Origin of the sequence: Robertmurraya phoenicis (genome assembly GCF_047302285.1) — a bacterium.
Taxonomy (GTDB): Bacteria; Bacillota; Bacilli; order Bacillales; family Cytobacillaceae; genus Robertmurraya.
In genome coordinates this window covers 3,895,248-3,910,832 of sequence record NZ_CP154845.1, presented here as the reverse complement: position 1 = coordinate 3,910,832, position 15,585 = coordinate 3,895,248, and the positions used below count along the sequence as shown (strand labels likewise).

Genomic DNA, 15,585 nt, shown 5'->3' with positions numbered 1-15,585 from the left:
CGTATGACAAAACTTCAAGAAGATGAATCGAAAATTTCACCATCAATAGATGAGAATATTGCGATTGTGGAAAAACGTTTTGGAAAAAGTGTTGATTTGACAAAGCGCGAATTCGAATTTCAAGATAACAAGAAAATAAGAGCAGTCTGCTTTTTCCTCGATGGACTTGTTAATAGTGGCGAGATTAATGCAGTCATTAAATCACTTATGTATAAAGCAGAACTTATTATAGACGAACCAAGCTCTGTTTCTATTGTTGATGCAATCAAGTCCTCTGTTCTCATAAATAAATCGATCAAGGTTACGGAATTGATTGATCCGATGATCGACGCGATTCTTGCAGGAGATACGGTATTTTTCATCGATAGTTCAGATGCTTGTTTACTCGTGTCTTCAAGAGAATGGGCATCACGTTCAGTTGAGGAGCCCCAGGTGGAGCAGGTCGTAAGAGGGCCAAGAGATGGTTTCACAGAATCACTACGAACGAATACATCACTTGTACGAAGAAGAATTCGCGACCCGAACTTGATGTTCGAGGCCATGACTGTCGGGAAAAAGTCAAAAACGGATATTAATATCGCTTATCTTCAAGAAACAGTGAAAGAGGGTCTCGTTGAAGAGGTTAAAAAACGACTCAGTAGGATTAAAATAGATGCCATTCTAGAAAGCAGTTATATTGAAGAGTTGATTGAGGATGCTCCATTTTCTCCTTTTACTACGGTCCAAAGTACAGAAAGGCCAGACAAGGTAGCCTCTTCATTGCTTGAAGGAAGAGTGGCCATATTTGTTGATAACACCCCTTTTGTATTAATTGTCCCAACTTATTTTTGGCAATTTATGCAAGCAAGTGATGACTATTATTCTAGATTTTTGGCAGGTAGCTTTAATCGCGTCATACGTTATGTTGCTTTTATTATCAGCTTGACTCTTCCTTCCATGTATGTGATGCTCGTAAGCTTTCATCAAGAAATGATCCCTACGTCATTAGCATTAACGATTGCATCAGGAAGGGATGTCAATCCATTTCCGGTTTTAATTGAGGCGTTAATTATGGAAATAGCTTTTGAATTGATGCGAGAGGCTGGTTTAAGAATGCCGAAGCCAGTAGGACAAGCAGTTAGTATTGTGGGTTCCCTTGTTATAGGGCAAGCAGCAGTTCAGGCAGGGGTAGTGTCTCCGTTCATGGTCATTATTGTCGCCATAACGGGAATTTCTTCGTTTGTGATCCCTAATTATGCCGCTTCCTTCTCGATCCGATTAATCCGCTTCGTCCTCCTCATCGCTTCAGGAACGATGGGGTTACTGGGATTTGCGACTGCCTTTGCATTCCTTGCCATTCATGCAATGTCGCTCCGTTCATTTGGAGAATCTTATTTGGCACCAGCGACACCTTTTAAACCATCGGACCAAAAAGATTTCATTTTCCGTGCTCCATTGTGGGCCATGGATGAGCAACCAGATCTAGCCGAAGGAAAGGAAAAGAGACTTGGAGAAAATCAGATTCCAAAGCCTGATAAGAAGAAATCTAAATCCAAGGAAAGTCGTCAAACCTTTGGAAATGGACTTGTGAAAATTAAGAGAAAAGCTAGCAAGTCACGGAGGCGTGATCAACATGAAGAGTAGGCTGGTATTATATACATTCATGATTTGCGCCATTTTTTTAACTGGGTGCACAGGAATGGGAAAAAGGGAGCTAAACGAACTGGCCCTCGTCATGGCAGTCGGACTAGATAAGGGAGAAAAGGAAGGGAACATCAAGATTACAGCTCAAGTCGTTCGGCCTGCTGATGCGATTGGACAAACAGGAGCTCCAGCTGGGAATACAGGAGAGCCTATTTGGTCGGCTAGTGCAGAAGGGGAGACGATTTTTGAAGCGATTCGAAATCTATCTACTTTTTCTTCGAGGCGGGTTTTCTGGGCACATAATCATGTCATTGTCATAAATGAGGATCTAGCAAGGGAAGGAATACGAGATATTATTGATTTCTTCACAAGAAATCCCGAGCTTCGAATGAGAACTTGGGTGACTGTCACGCCAGAAAAGGCAAGTCAGGTTGTATCGACTTTAACTGGACTAGAAGTAGTCCCTGGTTCAGCGATTGATCGTCTATTTTGGTATAGCTCCATTGCAGCTCGTTCGCCAAGGACTGAGATTTTGGATTTACAGGCTGCTTATTTGAGTGAAAGCTCTGAACCTGTTTTAGCAAGATTAAGACTCGTAAACAGAGGGATTTCAAATAAAAAACCGGGCGAAGAAGGAGCGCTTGAGCAGGTAGAATTGTCTGGTGCTGGTGTTTTTAAAGGGGATAAATTAGTCGGCATATTGGGAGCTGAAGAGGCGAGGGGACTATTATATTTTATTGAAAACCCTGAATCTGGCGTTGTTTCTCTCAAGTGTCCAAAGGATGAGACGAAAAAAGTAAGTATTGAATTACGGAAACAAAATGTAGATGTCATCCCCAAATATAAAAACAAGCATGCGGAATTTGAGGTTAATTTACAAGTGTACGGAAGTCTTGTCGAAGCTGGCTGTGAATTTTCAATGGATGATGAGAAATCTGTGGAACAATTAGAAGGAGAATTATCAAGCTACCTTAAGAAACAAATCAGCAAGGTCGTTGATAAGGTTCAGAATGAGTATAAGTCAGATATTCTCGAGCTCGGCAAAGTATTTAATAATCGTTATCCACATGAATGGAAGGAAATAAGAAACAATTGGGAACAGGAACTACAAGAAGCAAAAATAACGGTTAACGTAGAAGCGGAGATTACAGATGGAGCGCTACTTTTTAAACCAACTAAAAACCACTAGGAGCTACATATGAAGGTTCAAATTACAAATGGAATGTTTATGGCGATCATTATTAATCTCGTGTATGCAAAGGCGATCGGACTTACACAAGGCTCTATGGCGAGAGAAGTAGGTAGTGATATGTGGATTGCCACGATTCTCGCCGTTCTTCAAGGTCTATTAGTGATGACCTTAGTCGTATATCTGATTAAAAAAATGCCAGATAAGGACATCATCCAGCACAGTGAGAAATTGGTTGGAAAATGGTTTTCGAAGCTGGTTGCAGCAATGGTGTTTGTATTTTTTCTTTTTGCCTTTGGTGGAATACTAGCTACTTTTGTTTATCATATTAAGGATTTCTTTTTGCCAGAATCCCCGCTGCTTGTTGTGGTATTGGCTGCCCTTTTTATCGGTATATATGGCATATTTTTTGGTCTTGAGGTTATTAGTAGAATGGCCCTACTCGGGGTTTTTTCTGTTTTATGCTTGAATATTTTAATCATTTTAGGTTCCGTTCAGGATTTCGATGTAAGAGAACTTTTACCTACATTTCAATCAGGTTTTTATAATACACTTTGGGCGAGTAGGCATCATGATGCGGATTGGGCGTTAGCGACGATGATGGCAACGATGCTACTTCCCTATGTTAAAAATGAGAAAACATGGACGAAGTCTGGTATGGCAGGAATCATTTATGGAGGTCTATTTGTCCTTATTTGGCCGATTCTAGAGGCAGGGGTGTTAACGGCTGAAGTAGCTGCCCAATATTTTGTCTCTTGCATGCAGATGGCTCGAAGTGCACAAATCGGTGTATTCTTCCATCGATATGAAATGATTATGATCGCCTTTTTTGCCTTATCTTCCATTACCCAAATTATGATTACGCTTCTTTGTTCATCTATTGCTCTTCAAAGACTGTTGGGATTAAAGGATTATCGACCGGTTATCATTCCTAATGCCCTCATGTTAGGAGGCTTTGGGTATTGGTTTGTATTTGATCATGCACGGGCAATTGAATTATTAGAAACGTACTGGATTTGGGTTGCGATGGGAATAACGATTAGTCTCCCGATCCTGATCCTGCTTTTACGGAAAATATTTAAAAAGAAGGTCAAAAATATACAAGTTAGCGAAGATTCAAAGGCATGACAAATTATTCACTTGCAATTCCGACAAGTTTGATCTAATGATCAATTTGTAGTTGTGGAATTTATGGGAGAAGGTGAATGTTTTGGAAAAGAAGTTTGAGACCGTATTATTGCATCCAGTTCAACATAATGAGAAGTCAATAAAGAGTAAAGTAACTCCTATATATCAAACTTCTGCCTTTGTATTCAAGGACTTAGAAGAACTTGAAGGTTACTATCAAGGTGAAGGGAATTACTTATATTCTCGAACTGGAAATCCTAATCCTGATGAACTAGGTGCGGCCGTAGCTGCCATTGAAGGTGCGCCAGCGGGGATTGCGACCTCCTCAGGGTTATCAGCGATTTTGGCAGGGGTACTAGCCGTTGTAAAAAGTGGCGAGCATATCATTGCCGCAGAAGATTTATATGGAGGAAGCTTTCATCTGTTGAAAGAAGAACTTCATAATTTAGGGATTGAGACAACTTTTTTGTCTTTCACTGATCTAGTAGAGGTTGAAAAATCAATTCAAGAAAATACGAAAATGCTTTATACAGAGTCGATAACTAATCCACTACTGAGAGTAGAAGATTTACATGGCGTCGTAGCTCTTGCGAAAAAACATAATTTATTAACCCTTATTGATAATACTTTTGCGACTCCTTTTCACTGTAACCCCTATGAGCTTGGAGTTGATTTAGTCGTACATAGTGCAACGAAATACATTGGGGGACACAGTGATGTGACAGCTGGTGTGTTAGTGGGCAGAGTTGACTTAATCGCAAAAGCTCGAGCAAAGGTAGTCAATCTTGGTGCAAATGTGAGTCCATTTGAAGCATGGTTAACAAGTCGGGGACTAAAAACATTAGCTCTACGCATGAAATGTCAATCGCAAAATGCGCAACAATTAGCTGAAGCTCTTAACAGGAATCCTAATATCGAAAAAGTTTATTATCCATTCGCTGAGTCTCATACAGGCTATGGAGCTATGGTTACGATAAAACTAGGAACTCAAGTCGATACAAGTGCCTTTTTTAAATCATTATCATGGGTGAAAATTGCCCCTACTCTTGCTGGAGTTGAGACAACGGTTTCACATCCATTAACGACCTCCCATCGCGCCCTTCCGAAAGAAGTATGTGATGAGTTAGGGATTACGATGGAAGTAGTAAGAATATCAGTTGGGATTGAGCATTCAGATGACATCATACAGGTTTTCACAGAAGCGATTGAAAAAGCGCTAAAGTAGAGAGTTTTTCTTTGGTCGTCCCAATCGGGAAAGGGCAAGCCTTCTAAAGGTGGCGCTACTGAAATTGGCCACGTTTTTATTTTTCGTTCGTCCTTTTGAATCGTTTGTCATACCCATTCCTCCTTTAGAGAATAGTATCACCCATATCGCAAAAGGCTAAAAATGGTTTAATGCTCCAATTTTACCATTTTGCTAAAAAATGATTGACGTATAGTTAGTAATTCGAGTATAGTAAAAATATAAATTAATCGTTCTCCTAAAGGGGAGTAGCTTTAACAGCAAAGTCGTCATTTCGGAGGCATTTGTCTCTCGGCTTTGTTGGCTAACGGGCATTTCAATCCGTAGTTAGCAAGACCTTTACCAATAACAGGGTAAAGGTCTTTTCGTTTTTTTCAGGCCTTTACCAATATTGGTAAAGGCCTTTTCTCGTTTTGGTGAGGACAAGGAAGGTGTTGCGGATGTGAATTAACTGAAATTCGGTAAAACTAAGAACATAAACGAAATAGGAGGAATTTTAAAAAATGGATATATCGATTTTATTGGAGTACGGTTGGGTATTACTTTTACTTATTGCATTAGAAGGACTTTTAGCAGCAGATAATGCGCTCGTTTTAGCGATCATGGTAAAGCATCTCCCGGAGGAAGAAAGAAGAAAGGCTCTATTCTATGGATTAGCCGGTGCTTTTGTTTTCCGCTTTGTTTCTTTATTTGTTATTTCATTTCTCGTCGACGTTTGGCAAGTTCAGGCGATTGGTGCTGTCTACTTACTATTCATCGCCATTAATCATATCGTTCGAAAACTGATAATGAAAAGGGTGGACGAAGAGGTTGTTGAAGAAAAGCCGAAAAAGAAATCTGGATTTTGGTTGACTGTCTTTAAAGTAGAGCTTGCAGATATTGCTTTTGCAGTTGATTCGATTTTAGCCGCTGTCGCTTTAGCGATGACACTTCCGAATACGAATCTCCCCAATATCGGTGGAATGGATGGCGGTAAATTTCTCGTCATTTTCGCTGGAGGTTTAATCGGTGTCATTATTATGAGATATGCTGCAAACATGTTTGTGAAGTTACTCCATGCTAGACCTGGATTAGAATTAGCTGCATTTGCCATTGTCGGTTGGGTTGGAGTAAAGCTCGTTGTCTTAACGTTATCACATCCAGATATCGCTATCATTTCATATGAGTTTGCACACTCTACACTATGGAAGCTTATTTTCTATACAGTCTTAATTGGAATTGCTGCTGCAGGTTGGTTTTTATCAAAGGATAAAGAGAGTGTGGAAAACGAAACACCTACAGTGTAAAAACGAAAAAAGTGAATCCTAGATAGCGAAACATAATAACCCCTTGAAGGTCAGGGTATAGTATAAAAAGAATATCAATTTTTTAGGCTATTTTGGTAGGTGACTTTCTTGGGTGTTGAAATCATAATTCTAGCTATACTTATTGTCTTAAATGCATTCTTTGCAGGTTCAGAGATGGCGTTAGTCTCCTTGAGTGATAGCCGCATCAAACAATTGGCTGAAGAAGGCGATAAAAAAGCAAAATTGGTTCAGAAGCTTTTATCTGAACCAAGTCGTTTTCTCGCAACCATTCAAATTGGGATCACATTATCAGGGTTAATGGCTAGCGCCTTTGCATCGAGAAATTTTGTGGGAATGATGTCAAATTCCTTAAATAAATATGTTAAGTTACCAATGGAACGACAGCTCCTTGAAGTAATTGCTACGATCATCATTACCTTAATTTTATCTTATTTCACGCTTGTATTAGGTGAACTTGTTCCGAAAAGGCTGGCTGTTACGAAGGCTGAGCAAATCTCTCTTTTAGCGGCAAGACCATTGGCCATTCTTTCGAAAATCACATCCCCATTTGTTCGGTTCCTGACTTTTTCGACTCATTTAATTGTTAGGCTATTCGGAGTGGATCCAAATGCAGAGGGGGAAGAGGTAACGGAAGAAGAAATTCGTATGATGGTCGATGTAGGGCAAGAGAGAGGAACGATTCAGGCAACAGAAAAGGAAATGATAAATAATATATTTGAATTTGATAACAAAACCGTTTCTGATATTATGACACACCGAACGAATATTGTGGCGATCTCAAGTGATTTAAGTTTTCAAGAGGCTGTTCATGTAGCGAATGTAGAAAAATACACGAGATTTCCTGTTTATGAAGAAAATATTGACCACATTGTTGGGATTCTCCATGTGAAGGATCTTTTTTCGTTTATTGAAAATGGCGATCAGAACAACTTTAATTTAAACGAACTCATCAGAGAACCTTTTTATGTTCTTGAATCAGTGGGGATCGATCATTTATTTAAGGATATGCAAAAAAACAAAGTTCATATGGCAATTGCTATTGATGAATATGGTGGCACAGATGGTATTGTGACGATGGAAGATATATTAGAGGAAATTGTCGGCAATATTTTTGATGAATACGATGAGCCAGAGTTGGATTACGAGGAAATTGAACAGATCGATGAGAATAATTACATGATGATGGGAACAACTGATTTGGACGATGTGGAAGATATGTTAAAAGTGGATTTCCCGACAGAAGACTATGGCACATTAAGCGGGTTTATTATAGGACAACTCGGTTATATTCCTGATCCTGAAGAAAGTCCAACGATTGAATATGAGAATCATCTGTTTGCTGTCGAAGAAATCAAGGAGCGCCGAATTGTGAAGGTCAAAGTAACAGCGCTAGACGAGGAAGAGGAGGAATGAAAAATTCCTCCTTTTTCCTTATTTTAATTGACCACTGGTTAAAAAAGTTATACACTGTAACTAAACAATGAATGAAGGAGGGTATTATGTCACCGAGAAGGGCTGTACAACAAGAACTAACAAGAGAAATGATTATGGATGCAGCAAGAGAACTATTCTCAGAAAAAGGATACCAGCACGTATCGATGCGACAAATTGCGAAGGAATTAGGGTACAGTCATGGAGCACTTTACTATCATTTTAAAAATAAGGCAGAACTGTTTTATGCATTAGTAGAAAGTCATTTTTCCATGTTAAATATAGTTTTAGAGAAAATTATGGAGAAAGAACTAGAGCCTCATGAAAAACTGAAGCAAATATTTATTGGCTATATAGAGTTCGGTCTAACCTATCAAAGTCATTATGAAATTATGTTCCTTATCAAAGATGAAGAAGTAAGAAACTTTATCAATCAGGAACCGAATCATACTTATGAAAATTTCGCAAAAAGTGTTTATTCCTTATGCGGAAAGAATGTAAAGATACAAGATGTATGGTCGATTTTTCTTTCATTACATGGCTTTGTGACGCATTATTGCAGACATGTCATCGGGTTTGAAGAAGTGAAGGGTTTGGCAGAAGCGCATGCTAATTTTCTGATAAAAGCCATTCAGTAATTTTTTTTGCGTATAATTGACCAGTGGTCAAAAAGGGAGGAATATAAATGAAAAGAGCACTCGTATTAGGGGCATCTGGGGGAATGGGATTTTCGATTGTGCGTGAGCTATTAGAGAGGGGGATTAAAGTTACGGCATTTGCACGAACGAAAGCGAAGTTAGAAAAACTGTATGGAAAGGAGCAGAATGTGACGATCTTTACAGGGGATATTTTTCAGGTGGAAGATCTCAAAAAAGCAGCATATGATGTGGATGTGATCTTTCAATCGGCAAATATTCCATATCCGGAATGGGAAGAAAAACTGGAGTTGTTTATGAGAAATATTTTAATTGCTGCAAGGGAAAATGGGGCAAAGCTTGCAGTTGTTGATAATATTTACGCCTACGGTCGAAGTGGTGGCAAAATGGTAACAGAAGAATTCCCGAAGAATCCCCATACGAAAAAGGGACGTATTCGCTTAAATGTGGAAAACCTTATTAAACAATCCGATGTGGAAGCCTTAATTGCTCATTTTCCTGATTTCTATGGTCCAAATGCGGAGAGTTCTCTGCTTTATTATACACTTGATGGTATTGTTAAAGGGAAAAGAGCCGGTTATGTCGGCAATCAAGAAATGAAGAGAGAGTTTATTTTTACTCCGGATGGCGCGAAAGCGATCGTTAATTTGGCAATTGATGAAGGGAGTTATGGGCAAAACTGGAATATACCAGCTTACGGTACGATATCTGGGAATGAGCTCATCGAAATTTCACGGCAGTTAACGGGTTATGCAAAAGGAGTTTCAACCATTTCAAAAAACATGATTCGATTTTTAGGGCTGTTTAATCCAATGATGCGTGAAGCAGTGGAAATGTTTTATTTAAATGAGGAGCCAGTTGTGCTCGACGGCTCGAAATATGAAAAGGTGTTTGGTGAAGTTCCCCGCACGTCTTATCAAGAAGGCTTAAGGCAGACAATTGAGTACATGAGAAATAATGAGAATAAATAACAGAATCTTCAATAAAATAATGCTACAATAAATGTGATGATCCTATATGAATGGGTGAGGAATTAATGACCTTGTATCATTATGTGGGGGCGGATAAACCGCTCCCTTTAGGGAATTATGGAGAAAAATATACGTTAAAAAAGATGAGAGATATTCCAAAGCCAAAAAATAAAAATGACTTGCGAAATATTTTAGACCTTTCAGACCTTGAAGACGAGTGGGTTAAAGTATATGAAACGGAAGTGGATTTTGCCTTTGTGACGGTTAGCGAGCTGCAGGATTTATCTTTAAAAACGAAATTGCCGATGAATAAACGTTATATTTATGAATTGGGTGGGTCTTTTCAATTGACTGGAGAGGATTATTTTCAAAATCGAATTCAATATCAATGCAATGAAAAGTGTTTTAAGGAATTGTTTGCTTATTTAAAGGAACAGTTAGTTGTTGGGGAAACGATTGAAGTGTATTCTTGTTGGGATTCAGAAGAAAATCAGCCGAGGGATAGTACGTTAGACACACGAATCGATGTTAGTAAGTACAAAATCGCCTATCCTCTTAGCTTTGAAGATAAGCAGCTTATTACATTTTTTAAGACGTAATAAGCTGCTTTTTGGTTGTCCGGGAATTCCCTCGATTTGTGGATAAGTGTTCGTATAAGCGGTAGTAGTATCGGTATGAAAAAATAACAGGAAAAATTCCGCTTAATGAGCAACCATCATGAAAAAGAGCCGAAATAACAGGAAAAATTCCTGCTATTCCCTCAAAAAATGCCCAAATAAACGATTTTGCCCTCCATAAGCGGAAAATCTTCCGTTAATTTCCCTAAAATGGACTTCATTGAGGAGATAACAGGAAAAATTCCGCTTAAGGGTAAGAGATGTTTGGAACGAATTAGACAAACCGGAATTCCTACATTTTGTAGGAGCTTTGTTCCGCGACGCCCCAACCCTATCGATGACTTTTATAAAGAATGGCAACAAGTGCTAACATGACCAAGTCTAGGCGGGCTTGAAAAGCAAAGGTCAGGATTCCTTGATGGAGCAATGGAAATTTGGTAAGGATGAGAGCTGCAATCATAATCAGTATTAATGGTATAGAAGCTGTACGAACATGTTTTTTTGCTAAAATAAGTAGCCCGCAAATGACCTCGGTTAATGCGAGAACATACATAAAGTAAAGTGGAAATGGTAATCCAAGATCAATAAATGTATGGCTCATTTCTGTGTTTACCAGTTTCATAAGACCGGAGATAGTAAACACATATCCGACCGAATATCGAACGAGATTCATTGTATTCATCATATCCCTCCTCATCAACACTATATGATAGAGTGGGACAAACCATGAGAGATATTTTATCCTCAAAAAAAAGCGACCAGATAAGGTCGCTTTTGAGTCAATTATCTAATTTCATCCAGAAGGAATAATTGATAATCGAAGGTTTAATATTTGGGGCATTTTTAATAGACTTTATGTTTTGAACATAATTGTTAAAGTGCTTAATATCCTTTAATGTTTCCATATAGCTGATTTCTTCAAATTGTTTTGAATGGTGATATTTAATATAACCACAGCAAATCTTTTCATCGATAAACTCGATATACATAATTTTTGTGTGGTTAAACACATACGAAAAAATTCGGTTAAGCGAATTTTTCATTTCATCATTCATAATCGTTTTTGAATCCAAACTGAATTGGGCACGAAGCAAATCATACCGTGTTGATTGATTTAATACTTTCAAATTACATTCCCCTTTAAACCAAAATTTAAGTTATCTGCAAAGCGGATCGTAATCAAGGAAGCAAATGATGTTCAACATAAAAAATCCCTCATTGGCATGAGGGAACATTTAAACTATGTCTTCTTTCATGCAACTGGCTGGCATGGTATGTGATATACTTTAGCCCCTATAGCTTTGCGTCCCCATTTTTCAATGGCTTTGCCAAATTAACCTTTATGGATTCAATTTTCTAAGGCAATAGGTCAATGTGAGGAACCTTGATTATTCGCCTGGTGAAATAGAATCATTTATTTCACTATTATAACCTATAAATATATATATTTCGACATTTTTTGACTGGTTTTGGGGGTTTTTTTAAATAATTTTTTAATATAAGTGATTTTTGTCGAAAAAAATAGGTCCCAAGTGGGGGATTTTCCACTTACGACCTATTATGGTTATTTAGGGTGCATTTTAAATTGCAAGAATAAATCATTATACAGGGCTAGGTTTTTCTTTCCGAGGTTTTCGTAGACTTCAAGCTTTTCCGTTAATTCTGGTGATGGATAGAAGCGTTCGTCTTCAACCATTTCTTCGGGCATGTATTGAAGCGCCTCTTTATTTGGAGTGGAGTAGCTAACCCACTCGGTATTTTGGGCAGCGACCTCTGCATCAAGCATGAAATTGATGAATTCGTGTGCACCCTCTATATTTTTGGCTGTTTTGGGAATGACCATATTATCAAACCAAAGATTCGAACCTTCTGATGGTACAACATAATCAAGGTTTTCATTTTCCCACATCATATCGGCTGCATCACCAGACCAAACAAGACCAATAGAAGCTTCTTCACTCGCAATGAGCATTTTGATTTCATCTCCAACAATTGCCTTGATATTTGGAGTAAGCGTATCAAGTTTTGCTTTTGCTTTCTCTAAATGTTTGACATTTGTATCATTTAAGGAATAGCCTAAGCTGTTTAAGCCCATCCCGATAATTTCACGAGCTCCATCAATTAACAATATATCATTTTCAAAGGCGGGGTTCCAAAGATCATTCCAGCTCGTAATCTCCATATCTCCGAGCATTTCACGATTGTAAACGATTCCTACTGTACCCCAAAAATAAGGAATGGAATATTTATTGTCTGGATCAAATGGTAAATCCATGAAACGTTCATCGATATTTTTAAGATTTGGAAGCTTTGAATGATCCAAAGGGATCAACAAGTCTTCCTCTTGCATTTTCGCAATCATATATTCAGATGGAACGGCAATATCATAAGTCGTACCACCCTGTTGAATTTTCGTTAACATTGCTTCATTTGAATCAAAGGTTTCATAGATGATTTTGATCCCCGTTTCTTCTTCAAAACGGTCAATGAGTTCATCGTCAATATAGTCGCCCCAATTATAAACCGTTAATGTATTCCCACTTGAGAATCCCTCTGCTGAATTCAAGCGATTAATCGCAAATAACAGTAGTAGGGAAGCTATTACAACAGTCATAAAGACACGGATTAGTTTATTCATTTCCGAATCCCTCCAACCTGAGCCTTGTTACGTTGTGTAATAAAGTAATAAATCACAACAAGGAGAATTGTGAATAAGAATAGCAGTGTGGAGAGAGCATTGATGTTTAATGAGATCCCTCTACGTGCTAAAGAATAGATTTCGACAGAAAGGGTGGAAAATCCATTTCCTGTTACGAAAAAGGTAACGGCGAAATCATCGAGTGAATACGTTAATGCCATGAAAAAGCCGGCAAAGATCCCAGGTGTTATGAACGGTAAAATGACTTTCGTCAACACGTTCAAGCTACTTGCTCCTAAATCTCGTGCCGCATCAATTAATGTAGGACTCATTTCCATTAACTTTGGCAGAACCATTAATACGACAATCGGGATGCTAAAGGCAATATGGGAAAGAAGAACAGAATAAAATCCGAGCTTAATTCCTACCATTGTAAATAAAATGAGGAATGAAGCACCGATGATAACATCTGGGCTTACAATTAATACATTATTTAATGAAAGAATTGTATTTTTTGCTCTTCGTTTTTTCACTTGATAAATGCTAAGAGCTCCTAATACCCCAATAATCGTCGAGATTAAGGCGGATAAAAGGGCAATCACCAGTGTATTTAAAACAATAATTAAAAGTCTTGTATCCTGGAATAATTCCCGATACCAATCCAATGTAAATCCTTCAAAGTTATACATCGTTCCACCGCTGTTAAAGGAGTAGAACACTAGGAAGAAAATCGGTGCATAAAGAATGAAAAAGATCATCAGTAAAAATAGTTTCGATAAAGGGGATATCTTTCTTTCCAACTTACATACCCCGCTTTCTAGTTCCAGTTATCGTCATAAAGAGGAACATAATAATAATCAAGAATACGGCAATCGTTGAACCCATACCCCAATCCTGCGTTACTAGGAAATGCTGCTCAATCGCCGTACCCAATGTAATGACACGGTTTCCAGCAATTAAGCGAGTAAGCATGAATAGAGATAGCGCAGGAATAAAGACAACCTGACAGCCAGCTTTTACCCCATCGAGTGTTAATGGGAAAATGACCCGTCGGAATGTCGTCCATTTAGATGCGCCTAAATCATTCGCGGCATCAAGTAAGGTTGGATTTAATTCGTTTAACGCATTAAAGATCGGCAAGATCATAAATGGGATAAAAATATAGACCGATACAAAAATAAAGCTGAAATCAGTAAAGAGAATTTGCTGTGAACCAATTCCAATCACTTCTAAAAAGCTATTCGTGACCCCATAAGTACCGAAAATCCCAAGAAATGCATATGCTTTTAAAAGTAAATTAATCCAAGAAGGAACGATAATCAATAAGAGCCATAATTGCTTATGCTTTGTTTTCGTTAGTAGGTATGCGGTTGGATAAGCAACCAATAACGAAAAGAGAGTAATTAAAAACGCATACCAAAAGGAGCTTAAGGTCATTTTTAAATACACAGGTGTGAAAAAGTTCTGGTAGTTAATAAGCGAAAGATTGCCTTCAACATCGAAGAAGGAATAATAAAGGACAAGAATAATCGGTGCAATGACGAACAAAGCAATCCACAACGCATAAGGGACCATGTATAGATTGCGGGTGAGCTTATTCTCCATGGTCTTCTTCTCCATCAGTATAAGCTTCTAGTCGTTTGTCAAATTCCTCTTCTGTTTCTCCTAAACGCATAACGTGAATGGCCTCAGGGTCGAAATAAAGACCGATTTCATCACCCACATTAGCTGTCTTTGTGGAATGGACGAGCCATTCGTTACCGTCCTTATCATAGCAGCTAATCTCATAATGAACGCCACGGAATAATTGCGAATCTACACGCACTTGTAGTTTTCCTTTTTCCAGAGTTGTAATTTCTAAATCCTCCGGACGGATAACGATTTCCACCGTCTCATTTTTATCTAATCCTTGGTCCACACATTCGAACTGTTTTCCAACAAATTCAACAAGGTAGTCGTCAAGCATACGGCCTTTCAAAATATTAGACTCGCCGATGAAGTCAGCAACAAATCGGTTGATTGGTTCATCGTAAATATCCTTTGGAGTCCCACTTTGCTGAATTTTCCCTTCGTTAATAACGAATATTTCATCTGACATGGCAAGAGCTTCCTCTTGATCATGTGTGACGAAAATAAAGGTAATTCCAAGACGTTGTTGAAGTTCACGAAGTTCATATTGCATTTCATATCGAAGCTTCAAGTCTAAAGCGGAAAGTGGTTCATCTAATAGGATGACCTCTGGCTCATTAACAATCGCTCTTGCAATGGCCACACGTTGTCTTTGACCACCAGACATTTCTCTAATTTCACGATTTTCATAGCCTTTAAGATTCACGAAGCTAAGGGCTTCCTTTACTTTCTGATCTATCTCAATGTGATTCATTTTCTTAATCCGTAATCCAAATGCGACATTTTCGTACACATTTAGATGAGGGAACAGAGCATAATCTTGAAAAACGGTATTGACCTGTCTTTTGTTGGCAGGAACATTGTTAATCTTTTTCTCGTTAAAGAAAATATCCCCTTGTGTGGCTTCCGTAAATCCTGCGATTAAACGCAAAATCGTTGTTTTTCCACAACCTGAAGGACCAAGCAAGGTATAAAATTTTCCACGCTCGATCTCAAAGCTTACATCATTAAGGACTGGTGGATCGTTATCATATTGTTTTGTTACATGTTGAAATTGAATAATTGTTTCGCTTTTCAAAACATGGCAACCTCCCTCGTGCAAAAATTTGATAAACCTATGATAGGATTGACTTTGATGATTGATAAGAAACCA

The 15,585-nt window shown here is 38.3% G+C and carries 15 protein-coding genes and 1 riboswitch; of the genes, 9 read left to right on the top strand and 6 right to left on the bottom strand.

The annotated features are described in order from the left end of the window. Positions 1–3 precede the first annotated feature (3 nt). The 9 genes from AA0X71_RS19595 to AA0X71_RS19555 all read left to right on the top strand — a co-directional run bounded on the left by AA0X71_RS19595 (position 4) and on the right by AA0X71_RS19555 (position 10,147). Positions 4–1,623, top strand: coding sequence for a spore germination protein (locus tag AA0X71_RS19595; protein ID WP_413356958.1), 1,620 nt, complete (start codon positions 4–6; stop codon positions 1,621–1,623). Further along, positions 1,613–2,812 (top strand): Ger(x)C family spore germination protein, encoded by a 1,200-nt coding sequence (locus AA0X71_RS19590; RefSeq protein WP_413356957.1) that lies wholly within the window; start codon positions 1,613–1,615, stop codon positions 2,810–2,812. Before AA0X71_RS19595 ends, AA0X71_RS19590 begins: the two co-directional genes overlap by 11 nt. A 9-nt stretch (positions 2,813–2,821) precedes the next feature. After that, entirely contained in the window at positions 2,822–3,940 is a 1,119-nt protein-coding gene (locus tag AA0X71_RS19585; protein ID WP_413356956.1) for a GerAB/ArcD/ProY family transporter, read from the top strand. 82 nt (positions 3,941–4,022) lie between these two features. Beyond that, the gene (locus AA0X71_RS19580) at positions 4,023–5,165 is read left to right on the top strand and encodes a trans-sulfuration enzyme family protein (protein WP_413356955.1); all 1,143 of its coding nucleotides are present in this window, start codon (positions 4,023–4,025) and stop codon (positions 5,163–5,165) included. 521 nt (positions 5,166–5,686) lie between these two features. After that, positions 5,687–6,469, top strand: a complete 783-nt coding sequence (locus tag AA0X71_RS19575) for a TerC family protein (RefSeq protein ID WP_413356954.1) — start codon at positions 5,687–5,689, stop codon at positions 6,467–6,469. Positions 6,470–6,577: 108 nt separating this feature from the next. Then, positions 6,578–7,903, top strand: a complete 1,326-nt coding sequence (locus AA0X71_RS19570; protein WP_413356953.1) for a hemolysin family protein — start codon at positions 6,578–6,580, stop codon at positions 7,901–7,903. Positions 7,904–7,989: 86 nt separating this feature from the next. After that, complete coding sequence (locus AA0X71_RS19565; protein ID WP_413356952.1) at positions 7,990–8,559, top strand: TetR/AcrR family transcriptional regulator; 570 nt, start codon at positions 7,990–7,992, stop codon at positions 8,557–8,559. Between the two features lie 47 nt (positions 8,560–8,606). Next, entirely contained in the window at positions 8,607–9,548 is a 942-nt protein-coding gene (locus AA0X71_RS19560; RefSeq protein WP_413356951.1) for an SDR family NAD(P)-dependent oxidoreductase, read from the top strand. A 65-nt stretch (positions 9,549–9,613) separates the two neighbouring features. After that, entirely contained in the window at positions 9,614–10,147 is a 534-nt protein-coding gene (locus tag AA0X71_RS19555) for a hypothetical protein (RefSeq protein ID WP_413356950.1), read from the top strand. A 349-nt stretch (positions 10,148–10,496) separates the two neighbouring features. Here the strand turns inward: AA0X71_RS19555 and AA0X71_RS19550 are convergent, their stop codons facing one another. The 6 genes from AA0X71_RS19550 to AA0X71_RS19525 all read right to left on the bottom strand — a co-directional run bounded on the left by AA0X71_RS19550 (position 10,497) and on the right by AA0X71_RS19525 (position 15,510). Beyond that, the gene (locus AA0X71_RS19550; protein WP_413356949.1) at positions 10,497–10,847 is read right to left on the bottom strand and encodes a DoxX family protein; all 351 of its coding nucleotides are present in this window, start codon (positions 10,845–10,847) and stop codon (positions 10,497–10,499) included. A 97-nt stretch (positions 10,848–10,944) separates the two neighbouring features. Beyond that, positions 10,945–11,292 carry a hypothetical protein gene (locus AA0X71_RS19545; protein WP_413356948.1) on the bottom strand — a complete coding sequence of 116 codons (348 nt, stop codon included), beginning with the start codon at positions 11,290–11,292 and terminating at the stop codon, positions 10,945–10,947. Between the two features lie 125 nt (positions 11,293–11,417). Next, positions 11,418–11,505: riboswitch (cyclic di-GMP riboswitch) on the bottom strand. Between the two features lie 224 nt (positions 11,506–11,729). Further along, entirely contained in the window at positions 11,730–12,803 is a 1,074-nt protein-coding gene (locus tag AA0X71_RS19540; protein ID WP_413356947.1) for an ABC transporter substrate-binding protein, read from the bottom strand. Further along, on the bottom strand, positions 12,800–13,603 hold the full coding sequence (locus tag AA0X71_RS19535) for an ABC transporter permease (protein WP_413356946.1): 804 nt from the start codon (positions 13,601–13,603) through the stop codon (positions 12,800–12,802). Before AA0X71_RS19535 ends, AA0X71_RS19540 begins: the two co-directional genes overlap by 4 nt. A 1-nt stretch (position 13,604) precedes the next feature. Further along, a complete protein-coding gene (locus AA0X71_RS19530) occupies positions 13,605–14,408 on the bottom strand; it encodes an ABC transporter permease (protein WP_413356945.1) in 804 nt (267 codons plus the stop codon). After that, positions 14,398–15,510: an ABC transporter ATP-binding protein gene (locus AA0X71_RS19525; protein ID WP_413356944.1), complete on the bottom strand. Its 1,113-nt coding sequence runs from the start codon at positions 15,508–15,510 to the stop codon at positions 14,398–14,400. Before AA0X71_RS19525 ends, AA0X71_RS19530 begins: the two co-directional genes overlap by 11 nt. Positions 15,511–15,585 lie beyond the last annotated feature (75 nt).